Annotated in this window: 20 protein-coding genes; 17 read left to right on the forward strand and 3 right to left on the reverse strand. The window is 44.7% G+C overall.

Annotated features, from left to right (window positions below; all coding sequences use genetic code 11):
* The first annotated feature begins 297 nt into the window (after positions 1-297).
* The 6 genes from CHRO_RS16625 to CHRO_RS16645 all read left to right on the forward strand — a co-directional run bounded on the left by CHRO_RS16625 (position 298) and on the right by CHRO_RS16645 (position 5031).
* Positions 298-1185, forward strand: a complete 888-nt coding sequence (locus CHRO_RS16625; protein WP_015155395.1) for a DUF2267 domain-containing protein — start codon at positions 298-300, stop codon at positions 1183-1185.
* 302 nt (positions 1186-1487) lie between these two features.
* Positions 1488-2120 (forward strand): hypothetical protein, encoded by a 633-nt coding sequence (locus tag CHRO_RS29730; RefSeq protein WP_015155396.1) that lies wholly within the window; start codon positions 1488-1490, stop codon positions 2118-2120.
* 128 nt (positions 2121-2248) lie between these two features.
* A complete protein-coding gene (locus CHRO_RS16635; protein WP_015155397.1) occupies positions 2249-2845 on the forward strand; it encodes a hypothetical protein in 597 nt (198 codons plus the stop codon).
* 2 nt (positions 2846-2847) lie between these two features.
* Positions 2848-3015, forward strand: coding sequence for a hypothetical protein (locus CHRO_RS32395; RefSeq protein ID WP_181824185.1), 168 nt, complete (start codon positions 2848-2850; stop codon positions 3013-3015).
* Between the two features lie 5 nt (positions 3016-3020).
* Positions 3021-4196: a cysteine desulfurase family protein gene (locus CHRO_RS16640; protein ID WP_015155398.1), complete on the forward strand. Its 1176-nt coding sequence runs from the start codon at positions 3021-3023 to the stop codon at positions 4194-4196.
* A gap of 100 nt (positions 4197-4296) precedes the next feature.
* Positions 4297-5031 (forward strand): DUF1995 family protein, encoded by a 735-nt coding sequence (locus tag CHRO_RS16645; RefSeq protein ID WP_041463219.1) that lies wholly within the window; start codon positions 4297-4299, stop codon positions 5029-5031.
* Between the two features lie 40 nt (positions 5032-5071).
* Here CHRO_RS16645 and CHRO_RS16650 read toward each other — a convergent pair whose 3' ends face one another.
* From CHRO_RS16650 to CHRO_RS16660, 3 genes are all read right to left on the reverse strand, one after another.
* The gene (locus tag CHRO_RS16650; protein WP_015155400.1) at positions 5072-5449 is read right to left on the reverse strand and encodes a hypothetical protein; all 378 of its coding nucleotides are present in this window, start codon (positions 5447-5449) and stop codon (positions 5072-5074) included.
* A 120-nt stretch (positions 5450-5569) separates the two neighbouring features.
* Positions 5570-5944: a hypothetical protein gene (locus CHRO_RS16655; protein ID WP_015155401.1), complete on the reverse strand. Its 375-nt coding sequence runs from the start codon at positions 5942-5944 to the stop codon at positions 5570-5572.
* 570 nt (positions 5945-6514) lie between these two features.
* The gene (locus tag CHRO_RS16660) at positions 6515-8092 is read right to left on the reverse strand and encodes a calcium-binding protein (RefSeq protein WP_015155402.1); all 1578 of its coding nucleotides are present in this window, start codon (positions 8090-8092) and stop codon (positions 6515-6517) included.
* Between the two features lie 209 nt (positions 8093-8301).
* Between CHRO_RS16660 and CHRO_RS16665 the strand changes: the two genes are divergently transcribed.
* The 11 genes from CHRO_RS16665 to CHRO_RS16710 all read left to right on the forward strand — a co-directional run bounded on the left by CHRO_RS16665 (position 8302) and on the right by CHRO_RS16710 (position 16772).
* Positions 8302-9237, forward strand: coding sequence for an RluA family pseudouridine synthase (locus tag CHRO_RS16665; RefSeq protein ID WP_015155403.1), 936 nt, complete (start codon positions 8302-8304; stop codon positions 9235-9237).
* A gap of 601 nt (positions 9238-9838) precedes the next feature.
* Positions 9839-10357: a phycocyanin/phycoerythrocyanin subunit beta gene (locus tag CHRO_RS16670; RefSeq protein WP_015155405.1), complete on the forward strand. Its 519-nt coding sequence runs from the start codon at positions 9839-9841 to the stop codon at positions 10355-10357.
* A gap of 130 nt (positions 10358-10487) precedes the next feature.
* Positions 10488-10976 carry a globin family protein gene (locus CHRO_RS16675; RefSeq protein WP_015155406.1) on the forward strand — a complete coding sequence of 163 codons (489 nt, stop codon included), beginning with the start codon at positions 10488-10490 and terminating at the stop codon, positions 10974-10976.
* Positions 10977-11111: 135 nt separating this feature from the next.
* Positions 11112-11954, forward strand: a complete 843-nt coding sequence (locus CHRO_RS16680) for a phycobilisome linker polypeptide (protein WP_015155407.1) — start codon at positions 11112-11114, stop codon at positions 11952-11954.
* Between the two features lie 62 nt (positions 11955-12016).
* The gene (locus CHRO_RS16685; protein WP_015155408.1) at positions 12017-12781 is read left to right on the forward strand and encodes a HEAT repeat domain-containing protein; all 765 of its coding nucleotides are present in this window, start codon (positions 12017-12019) and stop codon (positions 12779-12781) included.
* A gap of 105 nt (positions 12782-12886) precedes the next feature.
* Positions 12887-13552: a HEAT repeat domain-containing protein gene (locus tag CHRO_RS16690; protein ID WP_051033248.1), complete on the forward strand. Its 666-nt coding sequence runs from the start codon at positions 12887-12889 to the stop codon at positions 13550-13552.
* Positions 13542-13787: a hypothetical protein gene (locus CHRO_RS32400; protein ID WP_181824186.1), complete on the forward strand. Its 246-nt coding sequence runs from the start codon at positions 13542-13544 to the stop codon at positions 13785-13787. Before CHRO_RS16690 ends, CHRO_RS32400 begins: the two co-directional genes overlap by 11 nt.
* Before the next feature lie 438 nt (positions 13788-14225).
* Positions 14226-14744 carry a C-phycocyanin subunit beta gene (locus tag CHRO_RS16695; protein WP_015155410.1) on the forward strand — a complete coding sequence of 173 codons (519 nt, stop codon included), beginning with the start codon at positions 14226-14228 and terminating at the stop codon, positions 14742-14744.
* Between the two features lie 97 nt (positions 14745-14841).
* Complete coding sequence (gene cpcA, locus CHRO_RS16700) at positions 14842-15330, forward strand: C-phycocyanin subunit alpha (protein WP_015155411.1); 489 nt, start codon at positions 14842-14844, stop codon at positions 15328-15330.
* A gap of 150 nt (positions 15331-15480) precedes the next feature.
* Positions 15481-16359, forward strand: a complete 879-nt coding sequence (locus CHRO_RS16705) for a phycobilisome linker polypeptide (protein WP_015155412.1) — start codon at positions 15481-15483, stop codon at positions 16357-16359.
* 89 nt (positions 16360-16448) lie between these two features.
* On the forward strand, positions 16449-16772 hold the full coding sequence (locus CHRO_RS16710) for a rod-capping linker protein CpcD (protein WP_015155413.1): 324 nt from the start codon (positions 16449-16451) through the stop codon (positions 16770-16772).
* The last annotated feature ends 46 nt before the right edge of the window (positions 16773-16818 follow it).

Consider the following 16818-nt stretch of genomic DNA (forward strand, 5'->3'; position numbering starts at 1 on the left):
CACTCAAAGCTTTTCTGAAAAAATATATCTTTAGGGAAATAGACAATAACAACCAAACTGTTTCTTCAAGCTCATGCCTCAAAATTTCTGAATATGTTTCCTGTGACAGATGTAAGCAAGTATTTATTCTTAATACCTTAAATGGCAATGGCTGTAGATCCGAACTAAATTCGATCCTCCTTCAGTTCATTTACACTAAGACTTGAATTGAGTCAAGCACTAGAGGGACTGAAAAACAATTTGTTGGTTCTCTTTAGCTACAGTCAAAATCTGCATAAAAAGCTAAGGGGTAATTTCATGACCATTCCATTAAGAGAAGATGTTGCCTACATTATTTTGAAAAAAATCAATGAAACTGGGCAAGAATTGCATCCAGTAAAATTTACTGCTGATGACTTTATCGGTCGCGAACCAACAAAAGCCGAACTATTAGGACACTTGGATTATCTGAATCAAAAGCAGTATATTAAGGCTGAATTTAGTGGTAATGCTTATGGCAACCAGGAAGATGTTCCCGATGCTGTAAATCCTAAAGAAGTTGATTTTAGAGTTGCCAATACTTTTGGTTCATCTGATGGTCCTTTGCCACATTTGATTACTTTCAAACAAGCAGAATTGACAGAAAAAGGTCGCCGAATGTTGGAGAAGATGGAGGCAAAACCTCCAGAAGAATTAAAAGAAGGTCCCTCAGTTCCCATTGCGACTAAAGACATGCCTTTCTTAGAGAAAGTCATGCTTAAAAGCGGACTTGAGGATCTGTTTGATGCTAGAGATGTCACAGAAGTCGTCTATCGCGTCATGCGCGATTTAATGACAACGGAAGCATCAGATCGAGTGGCGGAAGAATTAGAAGATAAGGAAGTTCTGCCAACAGAAGACAAAGCGTTACAAATGGATGTAGCAGATCTTTGGAAAGATACTAATCCTATCGTTGGCTTTCTCAGCCGCGTCCGTCCACCTTTTAAAAAGCATCACGGTCCTGGTCTATTTAATATTGATGACGATCGCTTTTTGTTCCGAGTCAAAAACGAAGCACCAATGGCAAAAACTGGTTTCGATTTAGACCGCGAACAAGTTGTTTCAGCCGTATTTTCTGCCACTAAAGAAGAATTATCGCAGGAACGGATTCAAGAGATAGCTCAATACCTTCCTGGTAGAGTTCGCGAGTTGTGGGACGCAGCTTAGGAACATTTGAAGTTAATTTTGAGTCAGGGTAGGAGTTGTCTCCTACCCTGTTTTGTCATTGGTTATTGGTCATTTGTTACTAAACGATCCAACCCCTCTTGAGAAATAGCAGGTGGTATGTATTATTTGTTGCTATAATTCAATGTCGAACTACCCAAATGCTTCTCGAAAAGCAAAGTTTTAACTAACTATTGCTAGAGAAATTTGGTTGATTTATATAACTCATCAGTTCAGATGCAGCCTTGGCTGGAAAAACAGTCAAATCTAGATTCACGTAAATATATATATGTAACTGGAGAAAAATGAAGAACTGTAGTATGAGGCTGCGCGGCTCGATCGCAATGCTAGGTGTTATTTGTAGCAGTTTGACAATCGATTTACCTGCCGTTGCTATACCCCAAGCAGAGCAAAAGTCAGTACTTACGTCTCTTTCTCAGATCGTTACAGTAGCACCACACAATAGCTATATTTCACAAACTACACAAATTCCCCAAGTTTCGCCTGCTCCCGTTCAACCACCCCTACCCGAACAGCAGCAGCCTCCTAATACGCAAGTGTCCCCTACTCCACAAGTTTCGCCTTCTCCCATTCAACCACCCCTACCCGAACAGCAGCAGCCTCCCAGTACGACAGTGCTATTGAATCAAGGCAAAGTTAGTATTAAGCTGATCAATCAGACAGGAGCAAAAATCACTTATCAAGCAATTGGCAATACAGCACCGCGATCGCTCCCAGGAAAATCGGATGTCACGCTCAAAAACTTAGTTACACCTACAACGGTGACATTCAAGCGCGAAGATGGCGGATTGCTGAACGCAACTGGGCGATCGCCAACTCCAGGAGTACTAGAATTAATGCTAGATGCAACCACCGACCTCGGGATAGATAAGCAATCTCTGCAAATTCAACCGACTGGAGACGTATTTCTGAATTAGATCCGACTCACTACTGACTCAATCACAATTTACAAACGAATAATTCTCCTCTTGATAGACTAGTATCATTGGGTTAATTTTGTGCTAGCACACGAAAACTCAAGTTATTTATTCCCCATCACCCATTCATGGTTACAGCAGTGAGTTCGACATCGTTTCTGCTTCCGCCTACTTTAGGTGCTTTTTTGCCCTCCCTACCCCTGGATAGCCTCTTCTCTACACAGGGGATTATGGTGATGCTACTAGCAGCCTATGCGGTTGCTATGTGGATGTTTCTCACCAGCGCCCCGAAGGTCTATACCGTTATGGTATCTGACTTAGAGATTGCCCGTCAGCTTTACGAAGGAATGCTCAATCTCCCCGCTGCCGAAGTTCCTTTACACTACTACTACAACTACGAGCAAACCTTGGGCGCAGCTGGAACGATCGATCCTTACTACATCTCTCCTAGTCCGAGTTTTACCAGCACCAAAGGATTTAACGGTCCCGATGGATTGTGGTATCAACTCAAGAAAAACACCCAACTCCACATCATTACTGGAGCTAGTTTAGGGAAGAAAAACCAGCAGCGCCATGTCTGTTTCGATCGCGAATGTTTGGAACAAGTCTTGATGCGGGTGGAAATGATGAATTTAAAGCACAAAATTCTCAGCCAGAAGCCATTAAACTTTTTGGTCAAAGATCTTGAAGGACAGATTATTGAGATGGCAGAAGTGTCTAATTAGGAGTGAGGAGTGAGGGGACAAGGGAGACAAGGGGGACAAGGGAGACAAGGGGGACAAGGGGGCAAAGGGGGACAAGGGAGAGCGGGGACAAAATTCTCTCTTGTATCCTCCCACACTTCCCACACCCCACACTCCACACCCCATTCATCGCGCACCACATATTCTCTTGACATCCATGCAGATTTATCTCGACTACAGCGCGACAACGCCGACTCGTTTAGAGGCGATCTCGACTATGCAAGCAGTGTTAACTCAACAATGGGGCAACCCATCTAGCTTGCACGAGTGGGGCGGACGCGCTGCAACGGTGTTGGAACAAGCCAGAATGCAGGTGGCTAGCTTAGTCAACGCCCGTAACGCCGAGTCAATTATCTTCACTTCCGGTGGTACAGAGGCAGATAACTTAGCAATTATGGGGGTTGCCCAACGCTATAGTAGTCCCCAGCACTTGATTATTTCTAGTATCGAACACTCGGCGATCGCAGAGCCAGCAAGGTTACTAGAACGGTGGGGTTGGCAGGTGACTCGTTTACCAGTAGATGGCAACGGGTGCGTGAATCCCGATCGCTTGCAAGCAGCACTTCAACCAAATACAGTTTTAGTTTCAATCGTTTATGGTCAAAGTGAAGTTGGCACGCTACAACCAATTGAGACTTTGGGCAAGATTACCCGTTCCCACGGCGCATTGTTTCACACAGATGCTGTCCAAGTTGCCGGACGCTTGCCTATAGATCTGCAAGAGCTACCTGTAGATTTATTATCCCTTTCCAGTCATAAAATCTACGGTCCTCAAGGGGCAGGAGCGCTTTACATTCGTCCTGGGGTGGAGATTGTGCCGTTGCTGGGTGGTGGCGGACAAGAATCAAAACTGCGATCGGGAACGCAAGCAGTACCAATTATTGCTGGTTTTGGCATTGCCGCAGAACTCGCCGCTCAAGAAATGCCCACGGAAACATCGCGCTTGGTGTCATTGCGCGATCGCTTGTTCGCTCAATTAGCTGACGTACCTCAACTCATCCCTACAGGCGATCGCCAGTCACGTCTACCGCACCACGCTAGTTTCTACATTAAAGGCGCAGATGGCGAGAAAGTCAGCGGGAAAACTATTGTGCGGCAAATGAATTTGGCGGGAATTGGGATCGGCGCTGGTTCTGCTTGTCATAGTGGTAAGCTTTCTCCCAGTCCCATATTACTAGCAATGGGATATGACAAAGCTGCGGCTTTGAGTGGAATTCGCTTAACTCTAGGTAGAGAAACCACAGCAGCCGATATTGACTGGACGGCAACGGTACTGAAACAAATTTTAGATCGCCTCATACCTGTAAAATTACAGTTATCAGTTAACAGTTAACTGTTATCAGTTATCAGTGGTAGTTGGTAGTTGCTCTGCAATTCTCTCTTCTCCCCCTCAGCTCCCTCAGCTCCCTCAGCTCCCCCCTGCTCCCTCTCATATGACAGAATTTCCCAAAACGCTAGAACAGGCGATCGCCCAAGCAGCAGTAGCCACTTCAGCAGCGATCGCGGATGGATATACTCGCCTGCAAGTGGAGTTAGCGATCCCAGAACTCAAACCGATGTCTGTTGCTGAGCAATTTTTAGCAGAATTTACTCAGTTCGGCTCCCAACTTAAGGTGTTTTTTCCCGATGCGGGTGCGGCGGCGCTAGCACGGCGGGATTGGGGAGAAGTACCATTTAAAATTGTCGATATCGGCACGCGATCGCCGCTGGAAGAAAAAATAGAACCAGAAGATGAGGCTTTGTTATTTATTTCGCCTTCTGCGGTAGAAGTCGAACGAGTAGAAAAGTTGTGCGAGTTAGCTACATGTCCTACAGTGATGCTCAATCCTCGTTTGGAAGACGTGGCGATTGTCGGGATTGGTTACGCTGGAAGACAATTACGCACCCGCTTTCTCAATAATATTGAATCTTGCTACTATTTGCGCCCCATCGAAAATATCTCCGTATTCCGTTCCTACCCCGGTGAATGGCAAATCTGGCGGGAAATAGAAGAAGAGTTTCAGTTAATTACCGAACAACCAACAAAACCAATGGGCGATGAAATCGATGCCATTCTCTACGGAGGTACGAGTCAATCCAATTCAACTGAAACTGCTAATGCTTCTGGATCGAGAAAACCAGGAATTTTCGCTAGTATGCAAAGATTCTTACGGACTTTGAGTCGCTAAGAAATTCATTTTGACTTTTACCTTTTGACTTTTGACTTTTTTAAGCTACCGGATCGAGAGGTTGACAGAATTCATCCACGCCTTGTTTTTGAACGTATAACAAAACAGGCATTACCAGTAGGGTAGGGCAGATTTTAGCTGCTGTTAGTTGTTCTACTACTGGCGCAAAAGATTCATTTGCTAACGCAGATCGCAATTCTTGGCGACAAATAAAGGCACGACATTTCTTTGCCAAACTCGATAACCACTCTGCATTTGCTATATCTGGTTGCTGTCCGGCTCGAATTGCTAGTACCATAGCTGCATCTTCTAAATCTCCCTCACACTCTTCTATTTCTTGCAAAGCAGCAAGAGCATTGGGATAATTTGTCAATTCAACCTGCAATTTAGTAATTTCTTCTAAAGTAACTTGCGTCATGGAAAGGTTGGGAGCGAGAATTAAATCAGTGACCAGTTATCGATGACCAGGCGCGACAGTGACTCCTGACCAACAACTTATGGATTATTTGTGATGATAACTGATAACTGATAACTGTTCTTACAAACCTACTAATTCTCGCGACTCAAAATCAGTGAGTTGCTTGGCAATTTCTAGTCTTGCTTCTAGTTTGGCAACACTAAATTGATTGCGTAAATATTCTAAGTGCGCGATCGCATTAGCTTTATCAGCCGTCAGTCGCATGAGTGTATTGACTGCCGTTTGATATTCTTGATGAGTTAGCAGAACTTCAAAGCGACGTGCCTTACGTTGAGTGTCGTTTTTTAAGTCTATATCGAACGCCGATAGCCGATCGGCGTTTCCTTCTTCACGGCTAATTAGCTGTTGAACTGCCATAATTTGCGAGTCCAGTTCGTTTACTCTCTGGGCTGCTTGGGCGATCGCGGCTGGGTAGTGATTCAGTTGCGTTACCATTATCAATCTTCGACCAACTCAAATTTTTTCACGAAAAAGCAAGTGAAATTAAGCTATTAGCAGCGATTTATTGGAGTCAATCTTGATGCTAATTAACCTGCTGCTTTCCTCTTTATTTTAGCATTTTTGAATTGAATTGAAAGGTAGAAAAACCGTTCTGGGTAAATCTTGACAGCTTTCTACATAACAAAATTTTCTTGCGGCTTGCTAGAAAATCTTAACTTTAAATCCATCTCTAAAATAGTTGCTCATGGTATCAGTAAATCGTATATCGTGAAGCAATTGATTGCGATTTTGTGTTATAATTAAGAATAAAGTTTTTAATACAATATAGTTACTTTCATTAGCGATCGAAGAAAATCGCGTTGACGTGACATTTGTAGGGACGCACGGCTGTGCGCCCCTACAGATCGTCTGTTTTACCCAATTGAAACCCGCTATCAAAATTTCAATTCAAAATTTCCCGGTACGGGCGGGTTTTGGGTCGAGATTTCTGGTCATTAGCCGCGAACATACTTGCTAAACCCGCCCCTACAACTTTTGTTCGCTGATAACTGACCTACTCGTGTCTTAAATTGGAACAGAAATGGGTTCGGGATTGGTGTAGAAAAAGTAGGAATTGCTCAAATTTAACTTTGTTGGCGATATATCCTTAACAATGCCGATGAGTTCATCTGGTTCGCTTCCAGGTTTGTTGATGTATATTCCCGTACCTGCGGGTAAACTGCCAGAGGTTGCTTTTAGCAGGTAGTCAGTCGGTTGTCCGATCAGTGTAATCTTGTCCTCTTGAAGGTTAAAGTCTGTAATTAACGCATAGTCATTGTTGCCAACAGTTGTAGCGTTGTCATCGTCGTAGTAGCGATAAGAGGAATAGTATTTACCACTTAATGACTCGCCCAGCCAAAAGTTATCTTTACCTGCACCACCTGTAAGAGTGTCTATCTGCCCTTTGCCCAGAACTGACGGATTGGGACGACCGCCACTGACGAAATCTGAATCCATCGGGCTAAATGGAGTTGTTCCTAAAAGTGAATCATTACCATTACCACCTAAGAGGATATCGTTGCCTTTGTCGCCAACAATGAAATCATCACGATCGCCACCTAATAAGGTATCGTTACCGTCAAATGCCCTGACGTAATCATTTCCTACCCCAGCGTCAAAATAATCGTCTTGAGAGGTTCCGTAAAAGTTATCCTCAGCAGTGGTAGTAAAGTAGCGATCGCTCAATTTTAATCCCGATTTGTTTTCGACAATTGCTAATAGTTCATCTGGTTGACTGCCCGGTTTGTCAAAATAAATTGCCGTACCTTGAGGTAAACCTTGAGGAGATGGTTTCAGAATATAGTTACTTTTAGCGCCATTCAGCCGGATCGTATCTTCTTGGGGATTGAAATCTTTAATTAAGCTGTAATCTCGCCTGCCGTCTGTGGTTGGATTGCCATCGTCGGTACTGTAACCGATTCCAAAAGTGTCTTTTCCCGCACCGCCAAATAACAAATCGATGTCGTTTTTGCCACCAATAGAATCATTCCCGCCAAAGCCAATGACGGAATCGTAACCGCCAGCGAGAAAGTCATCCCCAGCCCCACCATATATCGTGTCTTTGCCTCCACCTCCTACCAAGTGGTCTTTACCATCGCCGCCTTCTAAGATATCGCGATCGCCGCCACCATCTAGAAAATCATTGCCGATATTGCCATAAAGCTTGTCGTTACCGCTATCGCCTGAAACTTCGTCGTTACCCTCTCCGCCTTCTAAATAGTCTTCGCCATCACCTCCATGAATGTAGTCATTGCCACTCTGACCGAAAACTTTGTCGTTTCCAGAGTCTCCCCATAAGGCTTCACTCTCATTTCCTCCGACTAAATAGTCGTTGCCGTTACCACCCTCTGTATAGTCGCTACCCTCACCCCCTTCAATGTAGTCGTCGCCGTCACCCCCCTGAAGATGGTCGTCACCGTTCCCACCAAATAAGCGATCGCTACCATTGTCGCCATAGAGGTAATCGTTTCCGTCTTCACCGTAGAGGCGATCGTTACCCGAATTGCCTTGCAAAGTGTCATCCCCAGCTAAACCGTAGATTTGGTCGTCGCCTACAGTGCCAGTTAACGTGTCGTTATTTATCGTGCCTCTAAAAATCGCCATATAGTTATTTCTGTATTCATCGATGCAAAATTAAATCTGTTATAGTGCTGTATTTCGGAGAAAGATGAACCTTTGTGATAAAAAGTAATTGATACACCGTATCTTTTCTAACAATCGAACCTGCACTCTTGCTTGGCTCAAAGATGAATGAAGGGCGACTTAGATAAAATTAACAATGCGAAGTGCAGAGGAATCGATTTAGAGTAGTCGTGACAGAAATTCATTTACAGGTAACAGCCAGTGACGATCGCCTAGACCGTTACCTTGCCCAACAACTCACACAATTGTCGCGATCGCGTCTGCAACAGTTGATCGAACAAGGCTGCGTCCAGATTAACGATTCAGTTTGCACGGCAAAAAAAACAGAGGTGAAAACAGGCGATCGCATTCGGATCGAAATTCCTGCCGTTCAGCCGTTAGAACTCAAACCCGAAGCAATTCCCCTCGATATCCTGTACGAAGATGATTCGCTACTCATAATTAACAAACCTGCGGGGTTAGTCGTTCATCCCGCCCCAGGTCATGCTGATGGTACTTTAGTTAATGCTTTACTTGCCCACTGTCCAAACTTACCAGGCATAGGCGGAGTGCAACGCCCTGGCATCGTTCATCGTTTGGATAAAGATACGACGGGGGCGATCGCGATTGCCAAAACTGACCTTGCCCAACAACACCTACAAGCACAACTCAAGGCAAAAACCGCCCGCCGCGAGTACTTGGGTATTATTTACGGTGCGCCGCGATCGCCCAATGGAACTGTAGATTTGCCCATCGGTCGCCATCCTACAGACCGCAAAAAAATGGCGATCGTCCCTGTAGAAAAGGGAGGACGGGCAGCGATCACCCTCTGGCAAGTTAAAGAAAGGTTAGGGAACTATACTTTAGTTCATTTTCAATTAGAAACCGGGCGCACTCATCAAATTCGCGTCCATAGCGCCCATATCGGTCATCCCATTGTGGGCGATCCGATTTATGGGTCTGGGCGTTCTGTTGGTGTAAATCTTTCTGGACAAGCTTTACACGCTTGGCGACTCACGCTACAACACCCAGTAACTGGAGAGGCGATCGAGGTGACAGCAGCACCTCCAGCAGAATTTAACACGCTTTTGGAAGTCTTACGGCGGAGAATAGTGGCTTCTCGTTAGGCAAAAACATAATTTACGCATTGATTGTAAATTGTAGGGGCGCACAGCTGTGCGCCCCTACAGATATGTTTTCTCGCGATCGCCATCTTTCATGAGAGTGAAAAAACTGAAAAATATTTCTACGATTTCTTAACTTAGCTTTACAAAACGCAATAAAACTGAGTTGAACATTGGTAAGCATTAATACTCTCAAAACTAGATGAGCCAAGGCATGTATCTGTAAAAATGCTTAGTCAAATCACATCAAGTTTTGACAGAAACAATTAAGTTATATAACTCAATTTTCATTTCAGATAACTGAAAGCTATTTGAGCAAATGAATTCGTTAGTTTTCAGTGCATTTTTACACAGTTTAATATTATTTAACCAATTGGCGATCGAGCGCATTGTATAAAAAACTTACGAGGAATTTATAGCGAATAAAACTTTCGTTTCCAACGATATTTTCTCAAAATACTTTATAGCTAATCAGTGATATTTATCGTATTAGCTTATTGTTGGCATAGAGAAATATTGTGGCTGAGACAAAGTTTTGTTTGTGCTTTCCCGTGCGCTCGCACCGATAGAAATAGAAGCAATAAAATTTAGGAGAATTGAAAAAATGCTTGACGCTTTTTCTCGCGTAGTCGAACAAGCCGATCGCAAGGGTTCTTACCTGAGTGGTGATGAACTGAACGGACTTCAGGCGATGGTATCTGATAGCAACAAGCGTTTAGATGTAGTTAATCGTTTGACGAGCAACGCTTCTACAATTGTGGCAAATGCGTATCGCGCATTAGTAGCCGAAAGACCAGAAGTATTTAACCCTGGTGGTGCTTGTTTCCACCATCGTAACCAAGCTGCTTGTATTCGCGATTTAGGTTTTATTTTGCGCTACGTTACCTACTCCGTATTAGCTGGAGATGCTAGCGTCATGGACGATCGCTGTTTGAACGGACTGCGGGAAACCTACCAAGCTTTAGGTACTCCTGGTGATGCAGTCGCTTCAGGAATTAAAAAAATGAAAGATGCAGCAATTTCAATTGCCAATGACCCCAAAGGCATTACTCGCGGCGATTGCAGCCAATTGATGTCTGAAGTAGCTGGCTACTTCGATCGCGCTGCTGGTGCAGTTGCTTAATTTATCAGGAGCCAGGAGCCAGGAGTCAGGAGTCAGAAGAAAAGAAGAATTCAGAATCTACAATTAATTCTTTTCACGACTCACGGCTCATCACTCATTACTTACTAATTAGTTTGGAGAGAATTCACAAATGAAAACACCTTTAACTGAAGCGATCGCTGCTGCTGATGCTCGTGGTTCGTATGTTAGTAATACCGAAATGCAAGCAATTTTCGGTCGTTTCAATCGCGCTCAAGCTGGTATAGAAGCAGCCAAAGCTTTTGCTAATAATGGGAAAAAATGGGCAGAAGCAGCTGCCAATCACGTTTATCAAAAGTTTCCTTACACAACTCAAATGCAGGGTTCTCAATACGCTTCCACTCCCGAAGGTAAATCAAAGTGCGTGCGCGATATCGATCACTATCTTCGCACCATTAGCTATTGCTGCGTTGTCGGTGGTACTGGTCCCCTAGACGAATATGTTGTCGCTGGATTGAAAGAATTCAACAGCGCCCTCGGTTTGTCTCCTAGTTGGTATATTGCTGCACTAGAATTCGTCCGTGACAATCATGGTTTGTCTGGCGATGCTGCTGGTGAAGCCAATACTTATCTCAACTACGCGATCAACGCTTTGAGTTAAAACAACATCAACATAGATTTTTGCCTAATTGGTAATGGGTAATAGGTAATGGGTAATGGAATGTTTCCAATTCTCAACACCAATTATCAATTACCAATTAATTGTTAGTAATCAGCAAAATCAAGGGAATAAAAAATGAGTGGAACAGTTATAGCTCAGTTTGTAAATGATGCGATCGCCGATGGAAAAGTCGAGCTGCGACAAAATTGGACTGAAGACGATTTACAAAAAGTCTTTCGAGCTGCTTACGAGCAAATATTCGGGCGACAAGGAGTCTATGCTAGCCAAAGGTTTGCTAGCGCTGAATCGCTGTTGCGCAATGGCAAAACTACAGTGCGGCAATTCGTGCGAACTTTAGCAAAATCTGAGTTTTACAGAGAATGCTTTTTCCACAATAATTCTCAGGGGCGTTTTATCGAATTAAACTACAAGCATTTATTAGGACGCGCACCCTACGACCAGTCAGAAGTTGCCTACCATGTCGATTTATATGCCTCAAAAGGCTTGGATGCAGATATTGATTCTTACATAGATAGTCCCGAATACGATGCAGCTTTTGGCGATTGGGTTGTACCTTTCCATCGCGGGTTTCAATCTCAACTCGGTCAAAAGACTGTAGGCTTTCCTCGGATGTTTGCTTTGTATCGCGGTGCAGCTAGTAGCGATAACTCGCAATATGGGCGGCGTAATGCTCGCTTGAGGACGCAAATATCTCGCAATCAAACTAACTGGATTACACCACCTTCATCGCCCTCTGGCTTGTCTTTTGGCTCCAGATCGGCTGGAACGCTGGGAGTTTCTCCCGCTCAAGGTGACAGTCGGATGTTTGTCATCGAAGCCATAGCGGGTACAGTTGGCAGTAGAGTACCCGTGCGCCGTAGCGTACAAGTATACAACGTACCTTTTGAGAGGCTGTCAGCGACTTACCAGGAAATTCATAAAACTGGTGGCAAGATCGTCAGAATTACGCCTGTGTAGATTTGGGAAATAACAGTAGGGGCGCACGGCTGTGCGCCCCTACTATTTAAGATTTAATCCGAATGAACGAACCAATTTTGACCCCAGAAGCCGCGATCGCAGCTTTGGCAGGAGAAGATAATCAAATTCGCTACTATGCCGCTTGGTGGTTGGGAAAGCATCAAGTACAGTCGGCTTGTGCGGCGCTGTGTGAAGCACTATTTGACGATCGCTATCGGTTGGAAACAGGGGGATATCCCTTGCGTCGTCAGGCAGCTAGAGCATTAGGGCAACTGAAAAATTCCCAAGCCGTGCCAGCTCTAATTGAAGCACTAAGCTGTCAGGAAGATCTACAACTGCGAGAAGCAGTCATTCAAGCTTTAGCTGCTATTGGCGATCGACGTGCAATTAACCCTTTGCTCGATTTGTTACATTCTCAACAGCAGCCAGATGAGGCTTTGATTGAAGCTTTGGGAACCCTACAAGTTTGGTCGGCTCGTCCGCAGATCGAGCCTTGCCTACAGCATCCCTCAGAGCGGGTGCAGTGTGCGGCAGCGCGGTATATGTATTTATTAACCCGCGAATCGCACTACATAGAACGTATTATCAAAACTCTCAACCACGACAATGTTTATTTACGCTGGGCAGCAATTTTCGATTTAGGCGCGATCGGTCAAAGTCAAGAGGTTATCCAGGCAATTATTGCGGCTAGGGTTCCCAACAATTTGAAGCTGTTGAATTTAAAGCAGATTCTAGAAGCTGGATTGAATGGTGATGCAAGAGATACAATCTCATCTGATTCTGGGCTGCTTTTCAATGCGATCGACGATTTGTTAATTCAGCTTTAGAAAAGTCAAAAGTCAGAAGTCAAAAGATTTGTAGGTCAACTTTAGAAAAGTCAAAAGTCAGAAGTCAAAAGATTTGCAGGTCAACCCGCCCGTACAGAAATCAAAATGACTCAATTTGATGTTAGCCAAGCTGACTGTACTTCCGTGCGAGTCAGTGATTCATTAGAAAATATTATCGAACAGTTACGTGCTAGCTCGACTCCAGCAGAGGCGATCGCGATAATTGAGGCGATCGCCGCTTATCGTACCCCCGATGCGATTCCCCCTCTCATCGAGGCATTAAGCCATCATCATCCAGGTGTAAGAGCAGTTGCTACCTCTCAACTCATTCAGTTGGCTTCTCTATCGTTAGAAGCCCTAATTTCCACCTACTACACGGCTACAGACCAAGGGGTACAAGCACACATCATTCAAGCTTTAGCTCAAATTGGTGATTGTCAAGCGATCGCCATTTTAGAAGAAGTCGTCGGGGTATCTGTAGCAAACCACTGTCAGGGAAACGTTCGGCGCATTGCTGCTAGAGGTTTGGGCAAAATTGGTAGTACGGCGATCGATGCTCAGATAATTCACCGTGCCGTGGATAAGCTGAGTTGGGCATTGCTGTCACCCGAAGATTGGGCGCTGCGTTACGCTGCTGCCTTATCCTTAGCAGAAATAGGCACGCAGGAGGCGATCGCTGTCTTGCAACAAGCCTTAACTCAAGAATCAGACCGTGTAGTTCAAATCCGCATCCGCATGGCTCTGGCGGAGAAATTCGGGGTTGGGGGTTAGGGAAAGGACAAAGGAGACAAGGGAGACAAGGGAGAAAAAAATTTACAATCTCCACACCCTACACTCTACTAGCCACCAGTCACCAGCCACTAGCCACTCTCCCGACTCCCATATTTTCGTAATTATCGGTAATATTTATCAGCAAACTATTCATATTTATTTACATTTATTTCATAACTATAAAGATTTAAAAACTCTGTATTTGCTCTTTTTACTTACATCAAGAAAATATTAAGAAAATATGAAAACATATTTATACCGAATAATAAGTATAAATACTACTAAGTTTTTTAAAGAAAATCACAAAAATTAACCGTGAAATCTCTTATATGTAAAGGATTTGGAGCTTTTATTGACGGAATCACGTTAAGCTTAACAATTCGTAATAAATAATGCACTTATGGCGTTGTATAAACATAACCTGGAGGGATCAATAACAGACAGAAGCTCAGCAAAACTCAGGAAAAAAACAAGTTGGATATTTTCTCATAAAAGTGGAAGTTTTTCTCATAATTCTGACGACAACATAACAATCGTTGGTAGAGGAAATAAAAAACCAGCTTAACCGAGGATGCGGCTTGTGTTTGTTGTGATTCATTCCAAACTTGATAAAACACCGCCAATTTTAATCAAAAAACTGCGCTCAACTTTCGCAAGTAGGAGAAATTAGTTCATGTTAGACGCATTTGCAAAGGTTGTTGCTCAAGCCGACTCCAGAGGCGAGTTCCTGAGCACCGAGCAATTTGACGCTCTTTCCGGTCTAGTAAGAGATGGTAACAAGCGCCTGGATACCGTAAACCGCATCACCAGCAACGCTTCCACCATCGTCACCAACGCTGCTCGCGCTTTGTTTGAAGAGCAACCCCAGTTGATCGCTCCTGGTGGTAATGCTTACACCAACCGTCGCATGGCTGCTTGCTTGCGCGACATGGAAATCATCCTGCGCTACGTAACCTACGCTGTAATGGCAGGTGATGCAAGCGTACTCGACGATCGCTGCTTGAACGGACTGCGCGAAACCTACCAAGCTTTGGGAACTCCTGGTTCTTCCGTAGCTGTAGGCGTTCAAAAAATGAAGGAAGCTGCTGTCAAGATTGCTAACGATCCCAACGGTATCACCCAAGGCGACTGCAGCCAGTTGATGTCTGAAGTTGCTAGCTACTTCGATCGCGCTGCTGCTGCTGTTGCATAAGTAAGGCTTTTAGCGATTAGCAATGACTAGCTAAACGCCAATCGTCCTTAACCTGACCCAAGTTAACCAACTGCAAATATTTAGAGAATTTCAAACAATGAAAACACCAATTACTGAAGCAATTGGCGCTGCCGATACCCAAGGTCGTTTCTTAAGCAACACCGAGCTACAAGCAATCAACGGTCGTTTCGATCGCGCTTCTGCTAGCATGGAAGCTGCTCGCGCTCTGACCAGCAAAGCTCAACAACTCGTTGACGGTGCTGCTCAAGCTGTATACAGCAAGTTTCCTTACACCACCCAAATGCAAGGACCTCAGTACGCTGCTGACTCACGCGGTAAATCCAAGTGCGCTCGCGATATCGGTCACTACCTGCGGATGGTTACCTACTGCTTAGTAGCTGGTGGTACAGGTCCAATGGATGAGTACCTAATCGCTGGTTTAGACGAAATCAACCGTTCCTTCGATTTGTCTCCTAGCTGGTACGTTGAAGCTCTCAAGCACATCAAATCCAACCACGGTCTGTCTGGACAAGCTGCTAACGAAGCTAACACCTACCTCGACTACGCTATCAACGCTCTAAGCTAGAGAGCGTCAAGCTTGCCCAGAGAGGGGTGCAAGTGCTGGATCGAGAGAACTAGCAGTTGCACCTAGCTCTGGGCATTGTTTTTCGCATTTGTCAGAAAACCAATAGTCAGCAAACCCATTTTAAGATTAGTTGCTTCGGGAGAGCGGTGTATGAGCGTTTTACCAGCAGATATTTTAGCAGCAGCAGGACGGCTGGGGATTTCTGCATTTGATGCCTCATCCAGAGTCGAACTACGACCAGATTGGACAGAGGACGAATTGCAATCGGTCATCCGAGCCGTATATCGTCAAGTTTTAGGTAACGATTACGTGATGAAGGCAGAACGCCTGACTTCAGCTGAATCTTTACTACGGCAAGGAAACTTTACTGTCAAAGATTTTGTCCGTGCTGTTGCCAAATCAGATTTATACAAAAACAAGTTTTTCTATCCCAATTCCAACCAACGCTTTGTCGAACTCAATTTTAAGCATTTGTTGGGTCGCCCTCCTTACGATGAGGCAGAACTAGCCTATCATACAGAGCTTTGCGAGGATGTGGGCTACGATGCCGAGATCGATTCTTATCTAGATAGTGTTGAGTACGACAACAACTTCGGTAACAATGTCGTACCGTACTATCGTGGATTTTCCGTCGAACCAGGATCGAGAACAGTAGGCTTTAGCCGGATGTTCCGCCTCTATCGCGGTTACGCTACAAGCGATCGCGGTTCGATTGGAGGCAAATCCCCCCGCCTCATGGGAGAAATCGGTCGCAACCAATCTTCGACCATCGTTCAACCGTCTAGCGGTACGCGCTGGAATTTTGGTGCAGCGATTCCTAAAGATTCAGCTCCCAAAAAAGCGATCGGCGGGACACAAGAAGAAAGCGGACGAGTCTACCGGATCGAAGTTACGGGACTGTTGCAACCAGGTTATCCTAAAGTGCGCCGGAGCAGCACTGCGATTATGGTTCCCTACGAGCGGTTATCGCAGAAGCTACAGGAAATCACCAAAAAGGGTGGCAGAATCGTCAGCGTGAATCCAGCTTAGCAGTCATTTGTCATTCGTCATTTGTTCCAATCAATGACAAATGACAAATCACAAACCACACATTTAATCATTGCAGCGCCTCTTAAACTATGTTTGGTCAAACCTCACTTGGCAGTGGTAGGCTCAGTAACGCCGAAAATCGCATATTTCGCTATGAAGTTGAGGGGATGCGTCAGACTTACGAATCTGACCAATTGAGCTATCCCATTCGCAGTAGTGGCAGTTTTGTGGTTACGGTTCCCTACAACCGCATGAATGAAGAAATGCAGCGAATTCACCGCATGGGTGGCAGAATCGTGAGCATTGCACCCGTAACTTTTGATGGCGACGGTAAACCTAAAAGCGATGCGACCGCAGCTCATCAAAATGTCAAAGCCGAAGGCAAAAGCAAGGCGACAAAAGCCGATAAATAAAGATCGGAGATCTGCACTTAACTGAATAGCTTACGGTTATATGGAG

The organism is Chroococcidiopsis thermalis PCC 7203 (assembly GCF_000317125.1).
GTDB lineage: Bacteria > Cyanobacteriota > Cyanobacteriia > Cyanobacteriales > Chroococcidiopsidaceae > Chroococcidiopsis > Chroococcidiopsis thermalis.